The organism is Microcoleus sp. Pol11C3, from assembly GCF_036701485.1.
In the GTDB taxonomy this organism is placed as follows: domain Bacteria; phylum Cyanobacteriota; class Cyanobacteriia; order Cyanobacteriales; family Microcoleaceae; genus Microcoleus.
Window position 1 is genome coordinate 1 of record NZ_JAUBQW010000018.1, and the last position, 18,369, is coordinate 18,369.

General features: G+C 44.2%; 15 protein-coding genes. 7 read left to right on the plus strand and 8 right to left on the minus strand.

The genetic code is table 11. The features are described from left to right. A partial coding sequence (locus QUA40_RS06945) for a transposase (RefSeq protein WP_333123207.1) occupies nt 1-250 on the plus strand: 250 nt, incomplete at its 5' end. On the opposite strand, the gene QUA40_RS06950 is transcribed toward QUA40_RS06945, so the two are convergent. From QUA40_RS06950 to QUA40_RS06960, 3 genes are all read right to left on the minus strand, one after another. Continuing rightward, entirely contained in the window at nt 251-403 is a 153-nt protein-coding gene (locus QUA40_RS06950) for a pyridoxamine 5'-phosphate oxidase family protein (RefSeq protein ID WP_333123209.1), read from the minus strand. 88 nt (nt 404-491) lie between these two features. Next, entirely contained in the window at nt 492-1,400 is a 909-nt protein-coding gene (locus QUA40_RS06955; protein ID WP_333123211.1) for a DMT family transporter, read from the minus strand. Between the two features lie 125 nt (nt 1,401-1,525). Continuing rightward, entirely contained in the window at nt 1,526-2,539 is a 1,014-nt protein-coding gene (locus QUA40_RS06960; protein ID WP_333123214.1) for a Gfo/Idh/MocA family oxidoreductase, read from the minus strand. A 525-nt stretch (nt 2,540-3,064) separates the two neighbouring features. On the opposite strand from QUA40_RS06960, the gene QUA40_RS06965 reads away from it, so the two are divergent. After that, entirely contained in the window at nt 3,065-3,364 is a 300-nt protein-coding gene (locus QUA40_RS06965; protein WP_333123216.1) for a ferredoxin, read from the plus strand. Nucleotides 3,365-3,708: 344 nt separating this feature from the next. On the opposite strand, the gene QUA40_RS06970 is transcribed toward QUA40_RS06965, so the two are convergent. The 4 genes from QUA40_RS06970 to QUA40_RS06985 form a co-directional block, all read right to left on the minus strand. Further along, nucleotides 3,709-5,364, minus strand: a complete 1,656-nt coding sequence (locus tag QUA40_RS06970; RefSeq protein WP_333123219.1) for a SpoIID/LytB domain-containing protein — start codon at nt 5,362-5,364, stop codon at nt 3,709-3,711. 343 nt (nt 5,365-5,707) lie between these two features. Then, complete coding sequence (locus tag QUA40_RS06975) at nt 5,708-9,982, minus strand: WD40 domain-containing protein (protein WP_333123222.1); 4,275 nt, start codon at nt 9,980-9,982, stop codon at nt 5,708-5,710. Nucleotides 9,983-9,986: 4 nt separating this feature from the next. After that, complete coding sequence (locus tag QUA40_RS06980; protein WP_333123224.1) at nt 9,987-11,369, minus strand: ATP-binding protein; 1,383 nt, start codon at nt 11,367-11,369, stop codon at nt 9,987-9,989. A 131-nt stretch (nt 11,370-11,500) separates the two neighbouring features. After that, the gene (locus QUA40_RS06985) at nt 11,501-12,691 is read right to left on the minus strand and encodes a M20 family metallopeptidase (RefSeq protein WP_333123226.1); all 1,191 of its coding nucleotides are present in this window, start codon (nt 12,689-12,691) and stop codon (nt 11,501-11,503) included. Nucleotides 12,692-13,130: 439 nt separating this feature from the next. Between QUA40_RS06985 and QUA40_RS06990 the strand changes: the two genes are divergently transcribed. Next, nucleotides 13,131-14,609 carry a glycosyltransferase family 87 protein gene (locus QUA40_RS06990; RefSeq protein ID WP_333123228.1) on the plus strand — a complete coding sequence of 493 codons (1,479 nt, stop codon included), beginning with the start codon at nt 13,131-13,133 and terminating at the stop codon, nt 14,607-14,609. An 87-nt stretch (nt 14,610-14,696) separates the two neighbouring features. On the opposite strand, the gene QUA40_RS06995 is transcribed toward QUA40_RS06990, so the two are convergent. Next, nucleotides 14,697-14,909 (minus strand): ribbon-helix-helix domain-containing protein, encoded by a 213-nt coding sequence (locus QUA40_RS06995; RefSeq protein WP_333123229.1) that lies wholly within the window; start codon nt 14,907-14,909, stop codon nt 14,697-14,699. A 140-nt stretch (nt 14,910-15,049) separates the two neighbouring features. Between QUA40_RS06995 and QUA40_RS07000 the strand changes: the two genes are divergently transcribed. The 4 genes from QUA40_RS07000 to QUA40_RS07015 all read left to right on the plus strand — a co-directional run. Beyond that, the gene (locus QUA40_RS07000; protein WP_333123232.1) at nt 15,050-15,283 is read left to right on the plus strand and encodes a hypothetical protein; all 234 of its coding nucleotides are present in this window, start codon (nt 15,050-15,052) and stop codon (nt 15,281-15,283) included. 481 nt (nt 15,284-15,764) lie between these two features. Further along, entirely contained in the window at nt 15,765-15,938 is a 174-nt protein-coding gene (locus tag QUA40_RS07005) for a hypothetical protein (RefSeq protein WP_333123235.1), read from the plus strand. A gap of 310 nt (nt 15,939-16,248) precedes the next feature. Further along, nucleotides 16,249-16,647, plus strand: a complete 399-nt coding sequence (locus QUA40_RS07010) for a hypothetical protein (RefSeq protein WP_333123238.1) — start codon at nt 16,249-16,251, stop codon at nt 16,645-16,647. A 123-nt stretch (nt 16,648-16,770) separates the two neighbouring features. Continuing rightward, on the plus strand, nt 16,771-18,369 hold a 1,599-nt coding region (locus tag QUA40_RS07015), incomplete at its 3' end, for an NACHT domain-containing protein (RefSeq protein WP_333123240.1).

The following is an 18,369-nucleotide window of genomic DNA, read 5'->3' on the forward strand; positions in this document are numbered from 1 at the left end:
AGTAGATCAAGCTTCTATCCATACTAGCAATGCTATTTTAGAAAAAATTGAAGAATGGAAAGAACGCGGTTTAACTATATTTGAATTGCCTACTTATTCACCTGAATTGAATTTAATTGAGATCTTGTGGCGGTTTATCAAATATCAATGGCTCGAAATAGATGCCTACTCTAGCTGGCCATCTCTTGTTTCATCTGTCGAAAAAATTCTTAAAGGATTTGGAGATAATTATGTAATTAATTTTGCTTAACTACTTAAACAGGTAAATTTGCTCTTCTTCGAGATAATAATTCATTGGTATCACGTAGGGCTTGCCTTCGTGTATGCAGCCCAGATGACCGTATCCTACTTTGTGTAAGAGTTCGTGTATTTCTTTTTGCCCCATTTCATCAATATCTAACATTAGTATGTTCCTAAAGGTTTAGTTAATTAGTAGTACTCAAGAGAAATAGTCCAAGCTTTACATCTGTCATTAGATAGAGTCTATCGCCTCACAAATTTTCTGCCCGCTTAATTGATGCTTTTTTACCTGCAGCTACGCTAGCAACAACCAAACAGGCCGTGACTAGGGCGATCGGCTCCAGAGTTTCACCAAGCAAAATTGCCGAAGCTAGGAGCGTCAAAAATGGTTGCAATAACTGAATTTGGCCTACCCGGGCAACTCCACCAATTGCCATACCATGATACCAGGCAAAAAATGCTATAAATTGGCTAACAACACTTACATAAGCAAAACCGAACCAGGCTATCGGTGAAGCTATCAACCCTTGTTTTAATACAACAAGTATTGTTGGAACCACCTCGAAAGGAGCTACAATCACCAATGCCCAACTTATAACTTGCCATCCACCTAAAATCGGAGCTAACCGCCCACCTTCACCATAGCCAAAAGCTGCAGCAATTACAGCTCCAAACAAAGCTAAATCTGCGGGATGAAGCTGTCCAGCACCACTAATAATCCCAAACACAACAACGGTTGTACTACCGATAATGCTAGCAATCCAAAAGCTGAAATCAGGGCGATCGCCAGCTCGCAAAAACCCTGCTATCGCTGTTGCTAAAGGCAACAATCCTAACACCACAGCACCGTGGGCGGCAGGTACTTGCTGCATTGCCCAAGCCGATAGTACCGGAAATCCCAAAACAACTCCCAATCCGACAACTAATAAACTCCCAAGTTGCTGTTTTGAGGGAATGGGTTGATGCGTTATCCACAGAGTAAAGGCTGCTAGTATAGCTGCTACTAATCCACGTCCTAAACCTACAAAAAGCGGGTCTAAATCTATCACAGCGGCTCTGGTTGCCGGTAATGTCAAGCTAAATCCAACTACGCCCAAAAAACCGTAGATTAAGCCGATAGTTTCCGAATTCAAGTGAAGATTTTTCCAGTAGGATATCATTGACTCTCCAGTATCGCTCGATTTAAAATTTATTTACTTCCTTTATGAAGGAGGCGGTTGAAACCGCTTAAGAGTCAAACGAAGTTCGCCTGCGTCGGCTAATAGATAAAAAAGTATTCCAGAACTTACGCACTCCTTATGGCTACATTTTGCCCACTCTCACTCGATCGCCTCGCAGCATCGGCGACCTTCAAAGCGTACAAACTACTGGCATTATTCACGTACAAAGGCGTACCGTTTGACAAATATTCCAACACAATATCCGTGTCTTTGGCAAACAAGCCGCGCCGCGTTCCCACTTTGATTGTGCGCCGATTTTCTCCCTGAATTAATTGACCGGATTCTGGAGTGAAAACCAGCGTTCCTTCTTCTCCGTAGATGGTAAAAACGTTTTCCGACTGCCAAAAAGTCTCTCCTTTTCCATAAACAGCTTCAGCCACAATGCCATTGGCAAAGCGCAACTGTGCATTGCACAAACAAGCTTTGTAGAAATCCGGCTGAGTGTCCCAAAATTGAGATTGACAGTTCACGCTTGTCACTTCCCCAAACAAATCTGTAAATCGGTGTAGTCGCGAAATTGCACCAACTAAGGGAAACCCAAATAGCGAGTGTTGAAAAGTCCACCGCTGCGGTACGGAACGTTGAGGAGCAATAGTAACATAGCGGGCGTAAAAAACTTTACCGATTAATGGCAAAGATTCTTTGATTGCTTGGTGCAAACCGCCTAACAGTTCGATGTGTTCGATGTGAAGGAGTTTTTGCTTTTGGGCGGCAAGTTCGATCGCCCTTTCTGCTTCAGATACGTCTAAAGATAGAGGATATTCGACCACAACGTGCTTGTCATTTTCTAACGCGGCCTGGACGATCGCCCCGTGATCCCGATTCACCGTACAGACAATCACCAAATCTAAATCGTCTCTTTCTACCAGCTTGCGCCAAGAAACCGCAACTTCTGCCCCGAATCCTTGACAAAATGCTGCGATTTTATCCGGGGTGTGGCCCGCAACCGCTACTAAGTTCGATCGCCCATCAGCTTGAATTGTCTCGGCCCTCAACTTAGCGGCAAAACCAGTACCCACAATCCCCACGCGAATTGGAGAATTAATCGAAAAAACAGAGCGAGTATCAATATTAGTCATGGGATTTGAGATTTGAGATTTTAGATAGTTACAGACTTGCGGTGCAGGGGTTTAGGGTTCCATCGCCCCGATTTTAAGCTGTGGTTGTGGTGCGATTTATTCGATCGAGCCTTCAACACCTAAGTCTTGATGCGATCTAACTATACATTTGACTGCCTGCAGGGACTTGCCTTGCAGCCAGTCTTGCTGAAACTCGATCGAGACACCGCATACCAACAACCTGGTTTTTGTGCTGTACGGATCAAAACAAGATTTTTCCCAGAAACCGGCTTGTTTAGCGCAAGTCTTGCGGCAACAGTATCACACGGCTGAAGCCAACATAGGTATAAGTAATAAAGATGAAATTAGAAAAAGTTATAACTAATCCCATTCAAATTTTTTGTAAATAAGTGTTGCAACCTTGCTTCTTTCCCCTACTATCATAGAGGGAACGAACCTAAGACCTAACCTCAAAGCTAATAGAGCCTTGAAGGTTGCATTAGGAAAAATTATCAATCTTGTTGAATTTTTGAGAGGATTTAGTGCATGGCAACTTACAAAGTTACCCTCGTCAGCGAAGCCGAAGGAATTAACCAGACCATTGACGTTGAGGACGATACTTACATTCTTGATGCTGCGGAAGAAGCAGGACTCGACCTCCCCTACTCTTGCCGCGCTGGAGCTTGCTCCACCTGCGCCGGCAAAATCACCAAAGGCGAAATTGACCAATCCGACCAATCTTTCTTGGACGACGACCAAATCGAGGCCGGATTTGTCCTCACCTGCGTCGCCTATCCCAAGTCTGACTGTACGATCGAAACTCACCAAGAAGAATCGCTCTACTAAGAAAGGACGCTCTGCGTGATACCCTAAGAAACCCGGTTTCTCGTTTCCAAAATTAAGCTGAAATAGCGCAATTATGTTAAGAAACCGGGTTTCTGTGTCTAACATTGCAACAAAGCCGCCAGCAATCTGTCAATCCCATCTATGAATTCGTAGCTGTTTGAGCAGATAGCTGACCCAATAATTTTAGATTTTAGATGGCCGATTTTAGATTAACTGTGAAACCAATCTAGAATCCCAAGTCTAAAATCTAAAAGTTTTACGGCTAATATTTAGTCTCGCGTTGCGCGGACTTTGTTTGTTTAGTGGCGAATTAAATCGCCGACTCTTAGGCCGACTTCGATCGACTATTCGCGCCAAAATGTAATTGCATCGCTCAGAGGTACAACTTGAGCGCCGGGAAAATAAAAGCCCAGAATTCGATCGCCACTCCAGCCCAAATTAGCTAAATTGTAAGAGCCAGTCTGACTCATTCCCACCCCGTGTCCGAAACCGCCTCCGACAAAAGCATAACCGTTGAGAGTTTTGTCGGGATTGTAAATTGGTTCGAGGTAAAAAAGCGTGCTAATCGGCGGGTAAAAAGCATTGCGAATCTCGTCTTTGTCGATATCAATCGGGCCCAAGTCGGTTTGAACCTTCATTTTCAAAACTCGACCTGCGGCTGACCTTTCCGTCACTTCCACCTGACTGACAGTTTTAAAATTAGCCAGGGGGTGCTGTTTTTTCTGAAGATACTGTTTGAGAAATCCACCAATCGCCGTCAAGGAAGCTTGTTCGCGCCACCGAAACGTTTGTTCTTTTTCCTCATTAAACCCTGTTTTCAGAGTCATAAAGCGGCGGAAATTGTTTTCGTCAGACAAACTCTGCTTTGACAAATCCCAAATATTATTAGGCGAATCGACGATCGATCGCAAATATGGACGTTCCGCGCCCTGCCACACATCGTTAAAAGAGGCTGTCACGCCGCCGCTAGACGCGGAATAAAGCGCGTCTACTAGCTGATTTTCGTAAGTTAGAACCAAACCGCTCGTTTGGGCGATCGCCTTATCACTTTGCGGGTAAACCTCAGTCAAACCTAGATAAACTTGGCAGTTAATATCAGCGCACAACTCATAATTATCCACAGCAAACCGGCGCAAATTTCTCAGGGCGTAGGTTCTCGCCAAAATAGTTTGAGCGACAATCGAAGCGTAAGGCGAAAAAGCCCCAATTTCGTGAGGAACAACACCCCGCAAATAAGTTTCCGTCGGCACTTCATTGACTAAAGTATAAGTGCCGTAAGAATTTTTTTGCAGGCGCAAATTGCCACCATAACGGCGAGTTTGTTGAATCGCTTTTTCTGGTTCAGTAGCTGTCGCCTCTTGAGTGGTTTGTTCTAATACCTCAATCACATTTTTCCCCGCCGTCACATCCAACTCATTGCGGTTGAAACGAAAGCCATTTAAAACCCAAAATGCCTGGGGTATTTGTTTGATAACTTTGGAATCCAAAAAAGCTGTTGTGTTCCCTTGAGCTTGCAAGCTTTGCAACAGCCAGCGCCGCACTATAGGAGAGTTATAAACATCTCTTTTTGCCCAAACTTGCCAGCGCAAAGGTTGAGCAATTTCTACATCAATTCCCTTAGCCCGCCACTGATTGGCGCTATCTTCTGCACTCTCAAAACTGCGGTGGGAACTCAGAACAACTCGTTCTTCTACTAATGGCGATTCCAGAGGTTTATTAGCTATTTCTAGCTTGATGCTGGCAGTAGTTTTGGTTTCTGTGCCTTGAGGAGTTTTGTAAATTAATGTTAAGCTGTCGCCCGGTAATGCTTTCAGCGTCAGTTTATCGGTTGCTTTAGTGCCAAACCGCTGCACCACGCCGATTTTGATGGGTCGATTTTGGGGAGTTTGGGCGTATCCCGCAGCAATGAAAAGGGGCAACAGGCACAATGCGGCGAAAACAGTGCTAGAAACGCAGCTAAACCATTTGTAATTGGGAGTTGGAGGTGCTTGAGCGAACACGGTTGTCTGTCTCCCGATAGTTGAAATTTGGGGATTTTTCACTGTACGTTAGCACATTTGGCCGCTGCTACAGGGGAATTCCGGAAGATAAGGTGGTTTGGTTCGTTAAACCGATAGTCCGACAGGGGTTGAATTCCCTGGCGGACTGCCGGGTGGGCGGGAAGACTGGCGGACAAAAAGCTTAAGTTGACACGACGAAAGGCACTGGCGGTGTCCTGGCTGTGGGTAATATTAATTCCGATGCTACCGGATTTGATATGAAACGCAGCACTCGCAAAAGTTGCGATGCTTTACATTCTGTTAAACGCTAAGGTTTATTTGCACCTACCGACTGATTGGCTAATTATTTTTTCTGAGCACTAATCTCATCGCAGAGGTGTTTATCGCTTTCATCAGCATTATTCTGCAAATAGTCGTGCAGCCAATCGCAGCCTTGCACCAGCATTTCATCTAAACTTCTGATTTGCCACAACCGGGCTGTATTGTCCCCTGATGCCGTAGCGATGTATTTGCCGTCGGGACTAAAACGGACACTATTTACCCCCTCCTGATGTCCTTTAAATTCTTGTATCAGCTTGCCTGTTAAATCCCACAACCTTGCTGTTTTGTCCCATGATGCCGTAGCAATATATTTGCCGTCAGGACTAAAACTGACACTATTTACCCTACCTTGATGTCCTTTAAATTCTTGTATCAGCTTGCCTGTTAAATCCCACAACCTTGCTGTATTGTCCGATGATGCCGTAGCGATGTATTTGCCGTCAGGACTAAAACTGACACTCCATACCCTACCTGGATGTCCTTTAAATTCTTGTATCAGCTTGCCTGTGATATCCCACAACCGGGCTGTATTGTCCGATGATGCCGTAGCGATGTATTTGCCGTCAGGACTAAAACTGACACTATTTACCCAAGCTTGATGTCCTTTAAATTCTTGTATCAGCTTGCCTGTTAAATCCCACAACCGGGCTGTATTGTCCCCTGATGCAGTAGCGAGGTATTTGCCGTCAGGACTAAAAATGACACTATTTACCCAATCTTGATGTCCTTTAAATTCTTGTATCAGCTTGCCTGTTAAATCCCACAACCGGGCTGTATTGTCCGCTGATGCCGTAGCGATATATTTGCCGTCAGGACTAAAACTGACACTCGATACCCTACCTGGATGTCGTTTAAATTCTTGTATCAGCTTGCCTGTTAAATCCCACAACCTTGTTGTTTTGTCCGATGATGCCGTAGCGATGTATTTGCCGTCAGGACTAAAACTGACACTTATTACTAAATCTCGATGTCCTTTAAATTCTTGTATCAGCTTGCCTGTTAAATCCCACAACCGGGCTGTATTGTCCCCTGATGCCGTAGCGATGTATTTGCCGTCAGGACTAAAACTGACACTCGATACCCTATCTGGATGTCGTTTAAATTCTTGTATCAGCTTGCCTGTTAAATCCCACAACCGGGCTGTTTTGTCCGATGATGCCGTAGCGATGTATTTGCCGTCAGGACTAAAACTGACACTCCATACCGAATCTTGATGTCCTTTAAATTCTTGTATCACCTTGCCTGTTAAATCCCACAACCTTGCTGTATTGTCCCATGATGCCGTAGCGATGTATTTGCCGTCAGGACTAAAACTGACACTCAATACCCCCTTTTGATGTCCTTTAAATTCTTGTATCAGCTTGCCTGTTAAATCCCACAACCTTGCTGTATTGTCCGATGATGCCGTAGCGATGTATTTGCCGTCAGGACTAAAACTGACACTCCATACCCTATCTTGATGTCCTTTAAACCGATTTTGTTCTTGGATGTTGTCGAGAATCTGGTTGAGGACAATCTGGGGAGTAGATATCGGGTAATCTGCAAGAGAACGAACGTCTTTGACTGTAGCTTTCAGTTCTTTCCCAGCCTTCACGGCTGAGATTAAACCATCTATTTGGTTATTGTGCAACTCAAACAGTCTCAAAGAATCACTTGCAGCGCGCTCTAATTCGGTCAATTTCTGTGCTGTTGCTAACAACTGTTCTGCTTTCTGCCGCGCTTCTGCTAATATCTGATTTTCTGTTTCAGTCTGCTTGAGTTTTTGGCGTAATTCTAGTAATTCCGCACCGCGCTGTTTGCGGATGAAAGGCACTAAATAATCGTGGACAAGTTGGTAGCGTTCAATCGGAGTTGCTGGGACTTCTAACACCAATCCCGATTTAACGACAATCTCGATAACCAACTCTAATGTTTCTGACTCGCTTCCTAAATCTGCTGCTAACTCAGCCAGAGTTTTCTGAGGACGAGTGTTGTTTTCATCCGTCAGCAAGTACAAGACAAGTTCGGCAATATCTTTATTCTCCTGGCCGCAGTCTGCGATTACTTCTGCTAAAAATTCCTCAACCAGTTTGACCTTAGCCTCATCGCCAAGTTGCTGATATTCAGTCAGTCGAGTAATCTGCCTTTTTTCCAGTTGCATTCCCACGACTTGAAGTTCGATCGGCCGCACTTCTCCCACTTCACCTGCTAAATCTGCTACCAGTGCGTTTGCCAAATCATCGTCCAAGTAAAATTGAGATTTTTTTGTTAAAGTTTGAACAATAGCTTTCGCATCTGAAATTGAGAAATTTCCCACGTAATAGCAGATTTTTTTCGTGAGAATGTCGTTATCAATAATTGATAAATTGGTAGCGCGATTGAACTCTAACAAGTAGAAAAGATAATCTTCCCGCAGCGACAGGATAATTTTGAGGTCGCTAATCTGATTTAAACATTCAGCCAGAAAATCATATAACTTTTGCCTACCAATTGGATCTCGATAAGCAAAGAAAAATTCCTCAAACTGGTCAAAGATTAATACAGTTAATAAATTACGGTTTTGATTCAGTCGCAACTCTTTTAAAATAGCTGTTGGGGTGTCGATCGCCCCTGGCAAATTCACACCTTTTAATTGTTCAATTCCTGCTTTCAAACACTCACCGCAATCCCTCACCCAATCATGATATGATTGCAATAAAATAGGCAATATGTCCCGCGCTTCAAAAGTTGTCAGTTGCAGTGCCGGAACTAACCATGCCTGAATAATCGAACTTTTTCCTACCCCAGATTGTCCGTGAACGATCGTCAGCTTGCAAGCAGGTGTACGTATCCGTTGACTTATCTCTTTAATATCGCGAGATCGCCCAGAAGCTGCTTCAATTTCCTCAATAATTTCAGCTTTTGACTTACCGGATTCTAAACCGCTGTCAATTATTGGTTGCGGCGACTGCAAGCGGCTGGCACCGATAAAAGCTTGCAATCGATATTTGCTTTTAACTGCTTGTTGTTCGAGTTTAATGTGAAATGCTTTTAAATATTCGCTTTGCTCAAAATAGAGCGTTCTCAACTCTTCTAAAATCCTCAGATAAAGCTGCACGTCATCTTGAGGCTGCGTATTGTCTTTAGCCGCTTCTAAGTTCTTAACAGCCTCCGACTGTTGACTGAGATTTCGCTGCGCTTTTGCCCAAAGTAACAGATACAAACCATTCTCTTGTTGAGATACTCCTGCTTGTTCTAAAACCGATAGTGCTAATTTAGTTAATTCGCAAACTTTTTCCCACTGAAAACCTTGCAGCGCCACCTCAGCCAAAAATCCGTAATCTTCAGCTACTTGACTCGCAGTCCCGCAAGTCATGTGCATTGTTAAGGCTTTAATAGCTAATTTTTGTAACTGTTCCCAATTTTGTAAAAGTCGCAGAACTTCGCCGAGTTCGCTAATACATTTGGCAGCTAAATCATCTTGCTGTGCTTGCTCAAAACTCTCCAGAGATTGCTGCAAATACTTTCTAGATTCTTGCCAATAATCTTGACTTTCAGCCCGGTGCAATTCAGCTTTGCGGTTGTAAGCTTGGGCAATTTTCTGGCAGACAATTCCTTGCCTTTCCCACTGGGGATTTTGCTGCCAAAATGCCAAACTTTGCTGATAATGTTCTAGTGCTAAATCTATTTGATTTTTCTGATATTCAACTAAACCCCGAAGAAATTTCAAACTAGATTGCAGTTCCCAGTCTAATTCTTCTCCCAAACTTGGCAGGCCATTCTCCAGCGACTCAATTTCACAGTCATCTAATTTGAAGTCATCAACATTCGCAAAAGCTTGGTCTGCTTTTTGCCGCAACAAATTCATCAAATCATCGGGGGGCATAGTAAACTGAATTGGAGAAGGAGCCCAAGACTTCAGATCATTTGCCGATCGACTAAATTTAGACAGTACAGCATCCGTCACCCATAATATCAACGGAAAAGCCAAATCTTGTTTGAATTGGTCTCGCGCTCGATTAGCCCCCGCTAGCAGGTCATCAATCGCCACCACCGATTCTATACCGAAAACTATTAAAGCTTTCGGTGGGTGCTCTTGGACGGCATTGAGAATGGTTTGATAAAGTGTTTTGGTCGCAGGTTCGAGGACTAATTCTTGATATTCAACAGTCGATCGCGCGCGCAATTTTTCCAGCATTTCCGAACGCAAAGTAGCATAATTGCAGCGCACTATAGTTAAAGAAAAACTTCCTTGAAAGCGGGCGATTGTCCGTACTAAAGTAGAGAGCGATCGCTCGTTTTCTGCTGCAATATCTTGTGCTAGATTTGAGTTTACCATAACCTTAACAATTTTGCTGCTGCCACAGCTTGAATTTGTCAGTTTCCATCAACAGCGGATTCAGCGCAAACCAATTTCCTTGACTGTCTACATATTCAAAAACCCACAGATTTCGCAGCAAATCTTGGTATTCTCGATCTCCATTAATCCTTTGTTCTTTCACCACCTTAAAGAGTAATTCCCACTCATCATTATCAATGCCGCGACTCAGACTGTCGCGGGAATTCCGAATCACCGATTGCAACACATCTTGGGAAATTGGAGGGTCATCTTGCTGCAAGCAACCAAACAGCATCCCCATCAAGTTTCGCAAATGACCTCCACTAACTCGGCACAATCTATCTAAAGTTTCAGGAGTGTCAAAAACCTCGGTAATTAATGCGATATTTTCCTCTGGCAACACCACATCAGGAAAAGCCCGCGACATCACCATGCGCCGCAACAAATTCATGCCCTCAACACATTCACTACCGTCTTTGTTTTTTACTGGTACCATCGGCAAAACTTTTGGGTCAACTCCGCCCCCCAAGCGATTTTTCAAAATTTCACTTTCATTGCCAAAAATCAATTCCAACGGCAGCGTATAAACTAAATGACAATTCAGTTTTCGCAACTGATCTCCCCGGTCAATAAAGATATATTCTGGCAACGGTCGCCCGGCTGCATTGGGTCGAGAAACTATCCGGTCTAAGTTATCGACAATCACCACTAATCCTTTTTTACCGCGCTGCTTTAACTGATTAATTGCTACATCAATAATTTCTTGATTAATCAGTTCTAACATTTTATTCGCTTGCGGTTCCATGTACTGTCTCAGTTTAGAACGCAAGTCGGGATTGCTTTTGGTTTTAGCAGTGATTTTGGCAATGCCTAAAGGCAGAGAGACTTCCAGATTTCCGTCTGTATTGCCCTTATATTTACTGCCAAAAAGTTCTCCTTCAGCTTCTAAAGTCACAGGAGTCTGTAAAAAATTCCAACTGTTTTTTAAGAATTCTTTAAAACCCTGGGGCTGCAAGGAAATGTTGCCCTCTTCCAAACTTTGACTGACTCGCCGCGCGATCGCTAACATGATATCTGTCAAATCGAGATCCATTTCATCGAGGTCTTGTGTTGACTCGAAGTAAACTACATGAAATCCCTGATCTGTCAACTCTTTTTCCAGTCGCGACAATTCAGTAGACTTGCCACAACCAATATGTCCGGTAAACAATTGGCAAGTCGGTTTATCTCGTGCCAGACGGGTAATTGTCCGTTTAAGTGTGGTAATAACTTTTTCGCCGCGCACCTCAGCAAAATCAATGTAGTAGCGCTGATCTTCGGCATTGGCCAATATCAGGGAGTGACTGGGGTTGCAGGCGTCGCAGAATCGATCGAAATCTAGGTTCATAAAATTTTCTAAATTAGTTTTTGTAGTTATTGTAGGGTGGGTCACGCCTGAATGTTTTTACCAGAGACAAAACTATTTTCCGGGTAAGCACCCTACGGTTAGTTAGCTGACCACCCATACGTCGAAGACTATTAGTGTGAACCTGGATGCTGTTTCCAATATTGATAGGCGGCATAGGCCAAGGTGACAGCGCCCGTAACTATAGCTGCTTCATCGACCTCAAATTGCGGATGGTGGAGGGGATAATTCGGTTTGTCAGTCAGTCCCACTCCTAAGCGAAACATGGTTCCCGGTGCGTGTTCTAAATACATTGAAAAATCTTCCGCGCCGAGGGATGGTTCTGGTAAAATTTGGACGCGCGATCGCCCTAAAGCTTCTAAAGCCGCAGTTTCGACTAATTGAGTGAGTTTTGGGTCGTTTTGGACTCCGGGCACGCCGCGTTTGTAGGTGAGTTCGTACTTAGCGCCGTAAGTCCCGCAAACACTAGAAACAATTTGTTCGATCCAAGCCGGCAGTTCTTCGTGGGTTTGCGGATGCAGCGATCGCACGGTTCCCAATAATTTTACTCGATCGGCAATCACGTTCGGCGCTCGTCCGCCGTTAATTTGCCCGATCGTCAAAACCACGGGCCTCAAAGGATTTTGGGTGCGGCTAATTGCCTGCTGCAAGGTGGTAATTATCTGAGAAGCTATCCAAATTGCGTCGATCGCCTCGTGGGGACGCGCACCGTGGCCGGATTCGCCGATCACAATCAATTCTAGGTCATCTGCCGCCGCCGTCAGTGCCCCGTGGCGGATACCGACGCAACCGCCGGGAATGGTCGGAAAAACGTGCACTCCGAGGATGGCGTCAACATCTTCCATCGCCCCGTCTTTAATCATCCAGTGAGCACCTTGGGCAATCTCTTCTGCAGGCTGAAACAAGAAGCGGACGTGACCGGGCAATTTTTCTTCTAGCTGAGACAATATCATTGCTGCGCCCAAACCGACGGTGGTGTGGATGTCGTGGCCGCAGGCGTGCATGACTCCCTCGTTGCGGGAGGCAAATTCTAAGTTTGTGCGTTCTTGAATCGGTAAAGCGTCCATATCGGTGCGAATTGCCAGCCACCGGGACTCGCTGCTGTTGCCTTTGAGTTCGCCGAGCACTCCTGTTTTGCCGATTCCTTCGATCGCGCGGACTCCGCTGGATGCGAGAACTCCGGCTACGTAGGCGGCGGTTTGATATTCTTGGCCGCTGAGTTCGGGGTGGGAGTGGATGTGCCGGCGAATTTCTATTAAGCGGGGTGCTAGGGTGGCGGCTATTTCTTTGATGCGGGGAAGCATGAATTTAGTTGGGGAGTGCGGTACAAGTTGTAGTCAACTAGGGTAACGCATATGTTTGGGGGTGAACAGGGTTATAAGGCGCACAAGTGCGATCGGGCTTTTGGATGGCAATGCTATTTCGTTTGTGAATAAGATTTTTTTTTCTAACCGCAGAGGGCGCAGAGGACGCAGAGAAAAGAGAGAAAAGAGAGTTAGGTTGAAACGGGGAACAAAAGTCAATATTTTAGGTAAAATGCTGATTTTTAGTTGATGATTTCTGGTTGTGATATTATCAAAAGACCTCTTGCAAAAATGCTGAAACCCCTCCCCAACCCTCCCCTTAGTAAGGGGAGGGAGCCTAATTTTTCTTGCTTCCCCCCTTACTAAGGGGGGACTGAGGGGGGTGAGTTTTTGACTTTTGCAAGATGTCTAAACAGTAAATTTATTAAATTTATTTTTTATGATTAGCTTGGGATTTTGGAATGTAATAATTCTAATTACAGTCGCTTTGTTTCTCAAATTTAATTGGCGATTAGATAGCGAAAAAACAGCATGGCAAGATTCTTTGTTTTTAAAACATCCTTCGATCCAAAGGTTGACTCAGTTTTTTCGTCAACCTATTGTTAACTTTATTTGGCAAGCAGTTATTGTATTAGTTCTCACCCGATTTCTCTGTTATACGGGTTGGTTGGTTTACAATCTGACTAATCGACCGGATCCGCCTTACTGGGATTTTAAGTGGTTTTATGTAGCGAGTAGATTAGCCCATCAGCATTTGAGTCCCTTTAATGTGGAGGTGTTTAACATCGGTTTCTGTAGCATCACTAAAGTGTGTGGGTTTATTCCTTCTTTTGTTTATCCACCTAATATCATTCCTCCGCTGTGGTTTGTGGGCTATTTCCCGATGAAGACTGCATTTACAATCTGGACTTGGCTGCATCTTATTGCCACAGGTTTTGTTTTATGGGGAGCGAATATCTTGTTAGTGTCGCACTCACGAGCTTTTCGGACTATTTGTAGTATATCAGTTGCATTCCTCTACGGTTTTGTCTTCGATCTTCAAGTTGGCAATGTGGCAACTTTTATTGCCGTTATGCTGTTATGGATGTTTATTTATGCTAGAAAATATCGGGATGTAATTGCAGGATTTTTATTAGGGGTTGCCCTTTTTAAACCAACTTTAGTTATATTGTTTATTCCTTATTTTTTAATCAAAAGACGGTTTCAGCTAGTTTTTATATCTATAGTCACGGTAACTTGTTTGGCAGTTATAGGTCTAGCTGTAACGGGCAATTCTTTAACAGGATTTATACAGGATGCGACTCGTGGATTTCCACTCTGGCTCAACGATCCATCGAATAATGCTTATATTTCTATGAGTCGCCTTGATTTAAGGGTTATGGGGCCGAGATTTTTCCCGGATAGTCCCTTGGTGGCGAAGCTATTTTCTGACTTGATTGTTCTGCTGCTAGTTGGTTTAGTGAGTTGGTATTTTTACAAAAAACAATCTCGCAATGCTTGGTCAAAAAAGGTTGACTTATCTGAAATGGTGCTAATTTCTACTTTGAGTATTGCTATCAATTATTCTCAGCCTACCAGTTCTGTGATGTTAGCACCGGCGGTGGTTTTTTTGCTGAATGATTTATGTTTTCAGATTAAAAATTGTGCTTTCTCTAGGCAAAGAATGTCGGTTTGGTTATTGGGCGTTGGCTGTGTCATGGTGCAAACCGCTGTGATTCATGGCGGGCTGTTGGTGTTTCTAGGAAAGCGGTGGAACTGGAAGGGGGGGGAATTGCCTTATTTGTTTAAAGTAACTATTTTTTCACTACCGAGTTATGCGATTTTAGGCCTGACGTTAAGTGTTTTAGTCTTAGCAATTACATCTATTGGTCAAAAACAGGTTGCTGAATTTGACCCTTTGGATCAGGTTTCGGGTTAGAGGAAAAACAAAACCCACCTCCAACACAAAATAAACGGCCCGACAGGTTGGCAGTTGAGAATGACCCATCAGCGTAGAGATCAAAGGTTAATTGCTGCTGGGTTCATCTTCTGTAGTCTTTTTAGTTAAGTAAGCATCTACAGCTTCAGAGACAATCCGACTTACGAGATTGCTGACTGTCCGGTCTTCTTTCTTGGCCCAATCTTCCAAGACGTTATAGGCGTTTGGAGGAACGTAGCTGGTGACTCGTTTTAGGTTTTTTGCTGGCAAGTTAGGCAACTGGGAATTTACTTCATACATCGATCGTACTTTCTTTGTACGCCTCTTGCATAGTGACACACGGTGTGATACCGTGTAAATAGTCAAACACAAAACCCCCACCGGTCAGACTCGCAATCCTTCGGTGGGGGCTTGAACTCCCATATTTAGGAGGAAACTCTATGATATCACCGCCAAAGTCAGTTCCCGAACTGCTCCGGGAAGAAATTCCTGATGTACCTCAAGGGAAGCAACCGATTCGTTTGCTGTTGTGTGGCGTTCCCAAAGCGGTAGACAGCATCGTTAATCTGTTGCACATTTTAGGTTTTGCAGAAGTTGGGGAATGGAGCCCGCCTCTACCATCGCCGATAGCGGGTGAGGTAATTCGGATTTTAACCCGTTACTGGAAAGAATAATTGTTGAGGGCGATCGCACTTTTTTTGTGAAGTGCGATCGTCCTTTCTGTCTCATTGAAGAGCGATCGTTATTTGTCAAGCTGAAATCGCTACTTTTCTTGACAAATACTATAATCAATGGTAAGTAGTATCATAGGTCAATTCCATCAGAAATAACCGTTCTAGTTGAGCGTATAAAGCAGGAGCTAACTCAAATTGAGCAGGAAGCAGTTGAGGGACTAAATATTTGTAGAGCTATCCTAGAGAGCTTTCCAAACAATTTTACGGTGATTCAGCTTTCGGGATTTTTAAACACCTGTATATTTTTCGCAGACACGTCCAAAACACAAATTCAGGATCGCATAGAGTATCTCTCAGCAGTTGAAGTCCTGACAAATGAGAGAATAGAAGAGGTAGGGGAAGACTTGGCAATGGAGCTAGGTCGAGTGCTGGAAACTAAAATAAGAGTTAGTAGTGTTAAAGCCCGTTTGGAGAATTTGCAATGACACAAAAAGAACTAGATGACACGGAACTGCTAGAAATTCTGGAATTAGCAAGAGACACCGAACAGAAGGCTAGAGAAATGTGTCAAATGATCGCGGCTAATACGGCTAAATACCAAAAATGGTCTGAAGCTAAAGCTAAAGAAGCCGAAAAACAGAAACAACCCCAATGAGTAGGTTGTGAAAAGGGCGAGCGCACTTTTTTTGTGAAGTGCGATCGTCCTTTCTGTATCATTTAGGGCTTACCCATAAATACCAAAGAAACCGGGTTTTTCACGACAGTTAAAGGCCCGGATGCAGTATTTCGGTGAAAAACCCGGTTTCTGCCTCCAGGAGTACGATCGTCAGAATGTTTTAATTGGCGATCGCCAGCGCATCCGAAAACAATATAACAGAATTAATGCTTCTAACAAGCTTCGCATCCGCCGAATTGCACAAAAGACAGTAAAATATTCAGTATGCAGACACAAAAAGGCTTAACTCATGGAACCACTACTAGCAGCAGCTTTGGCAATTTCCACTATTCTGAGTACCAAAGCATTAGAAAAAGCCGGAGAAAAACTGGGAGAAACAGTCATTGAGCGAAGTGGTAAAGTTCTTGCTTCACTGCGGAATAAGTCACCTGAGACGGTTACTGCGATTGAATTTGCTCCAGCAGAATTAGACTATGCTAAAACAGTAGAAACTTTAAAAATCGAAGCCGATCGCGATCCTCAATTTGCTAAACTACTTCAAGAGTTAGTTGCAGCGGCTCAAACCGATCCCAATCCCAAGCTCTCTAACTTTATCTCTCAGCAACCCACAGTTTACAATGCTCAAAAGTTAGCAGATAACATTAAAAACGTCTTCCAGGGCAACACAATTATTGGTGGGACATTTTGACTAGAGTCACCCGCAGGGAATCGGGTAAAGTTTCTTCCCATCGAGGAATGGCAAGAAATCTGCCGTCAAAACCTCGCGGCACAAAAGCAACTCACCACCAACCCCTTTACCAACGCCAACGGGATGACACCGCAACTGGATGAGATTTATGTTCCCTTAGCGATTGTTGAACGCAAACCGTCCAAACCTCCCTCAAGGGATCGGCCAGAAGAAAAGGAAGAAGAAAAACTCATCCCCATTGCTGAAGAACGCTTTTTTGAGGATGTGTTGCGACAAGGGCAAAGCGAAATTAGCCAAGGGCGCAAAATTGCGATTATTGGCGAACCGGGTGCGGGGAAAACCACGCGGTTGCAGAAGATTGCCGATTGGATTTTAGAGCAAGATTTGGGATTGCCGATTTGGGTATCTTTGGCAGATTTAACCCAACCGACAATAACCCAATATATCGAGGATATCTGGCTCAAACAAACAGGTAAAAGCCTCACGATTGAGGAACTCACCCAACAGAAACACCGGATTTGGTTATTGTTGGATGGGTTGGATGAAATGACATCTAAGGTGGAAATGCGCCATGTTTCGGCACTGTTGGGGGGATGGGTGCAAGCGGCGCGGGTGGTGGTGACTTGTCGGGTGAATGTCTGGGAAGCGGATAAGAATGCTTTTTCCGGGTTTGATGTGTTTCGCAATTTGGAGTTTAACCCGGAACAGGTGAAGAAGTATATTCGCCGTTGGTTTGTGGGGATGGGGGATGCAGCGACGGGGGAGAATTTAGAGGTGGCGTTAGCGCAGTCGGAAAATTTCCGTCTCAAGAAGTTGATTCAAAATCCCTTGCGGTTGTGGATGTTGTGTCAAATTTGGCAGACGAGGGGCGGTTTACCGGAAACGCAGGCGGGGTTATACGGGCAGTTTGTCGATTGGGTGTATGACTGGAAGGAGGATGAGGAGATTTCAGACCAACGGGAGGCAATTGATACAGCCTTGGCGCGGTTGGCGTTGGCGGCGATGGAACAGAAAGATGAGGTTTCGCGGTTACGGCTGAGGGAAAGTTGGGTATTAAAGATTTTGGGAAGTCGTCCGATTTTTCAGGCAGTGATGAGGTTGGGGTTGTTGAATCGGGTCGAACGGTTTCCAGAGGCAATTTGCGTGTTTTATCATGCCACATTTCAGGAGTATTTTGCAGCGTTGGCGGTGGATGATTGGGATTATTTTTTACCTCGGAATCATATTAATTTTCCGGTGACGGGAAAGGAATATCGGATCTTTGAAGCGCAGTGGAAGCAGGTGATTTTGTTGTGGTTGGGGGGTGGGGATGTTGCAAGTGATAAAAAAGAGGAGTTTATTCGGGCGTTAGTTGAGTTGAGAGATGGATGTGAAGATTTTTATCGATATCAAGCCTATTTTCTGGCAGCCACCGCAATTAATGAATTTAAGGCTTGTTCCCTAGCTGCTGTGATTGTTAAGCAGGTGGTGAAGTGGGGATTTGGTTATTTCAATATTGAAAAACAGGAATGGGTAACTTATCTCGATCCGATTTCAGAAGAGGCGAGAAAGGCGATATCAGAAACCATTCGACAATTTGCTATTACAGAACTTATTGAAATTATTGAAAATTGCCAATATGAACATACCTCTTGGGGGGCGGCAAAGAGTTTGGGGAAAATCGACCCAGGAAATCCTCAAGCGATCGCAGCTTTAATCAGAATTCTGGAAACTACTGACAAT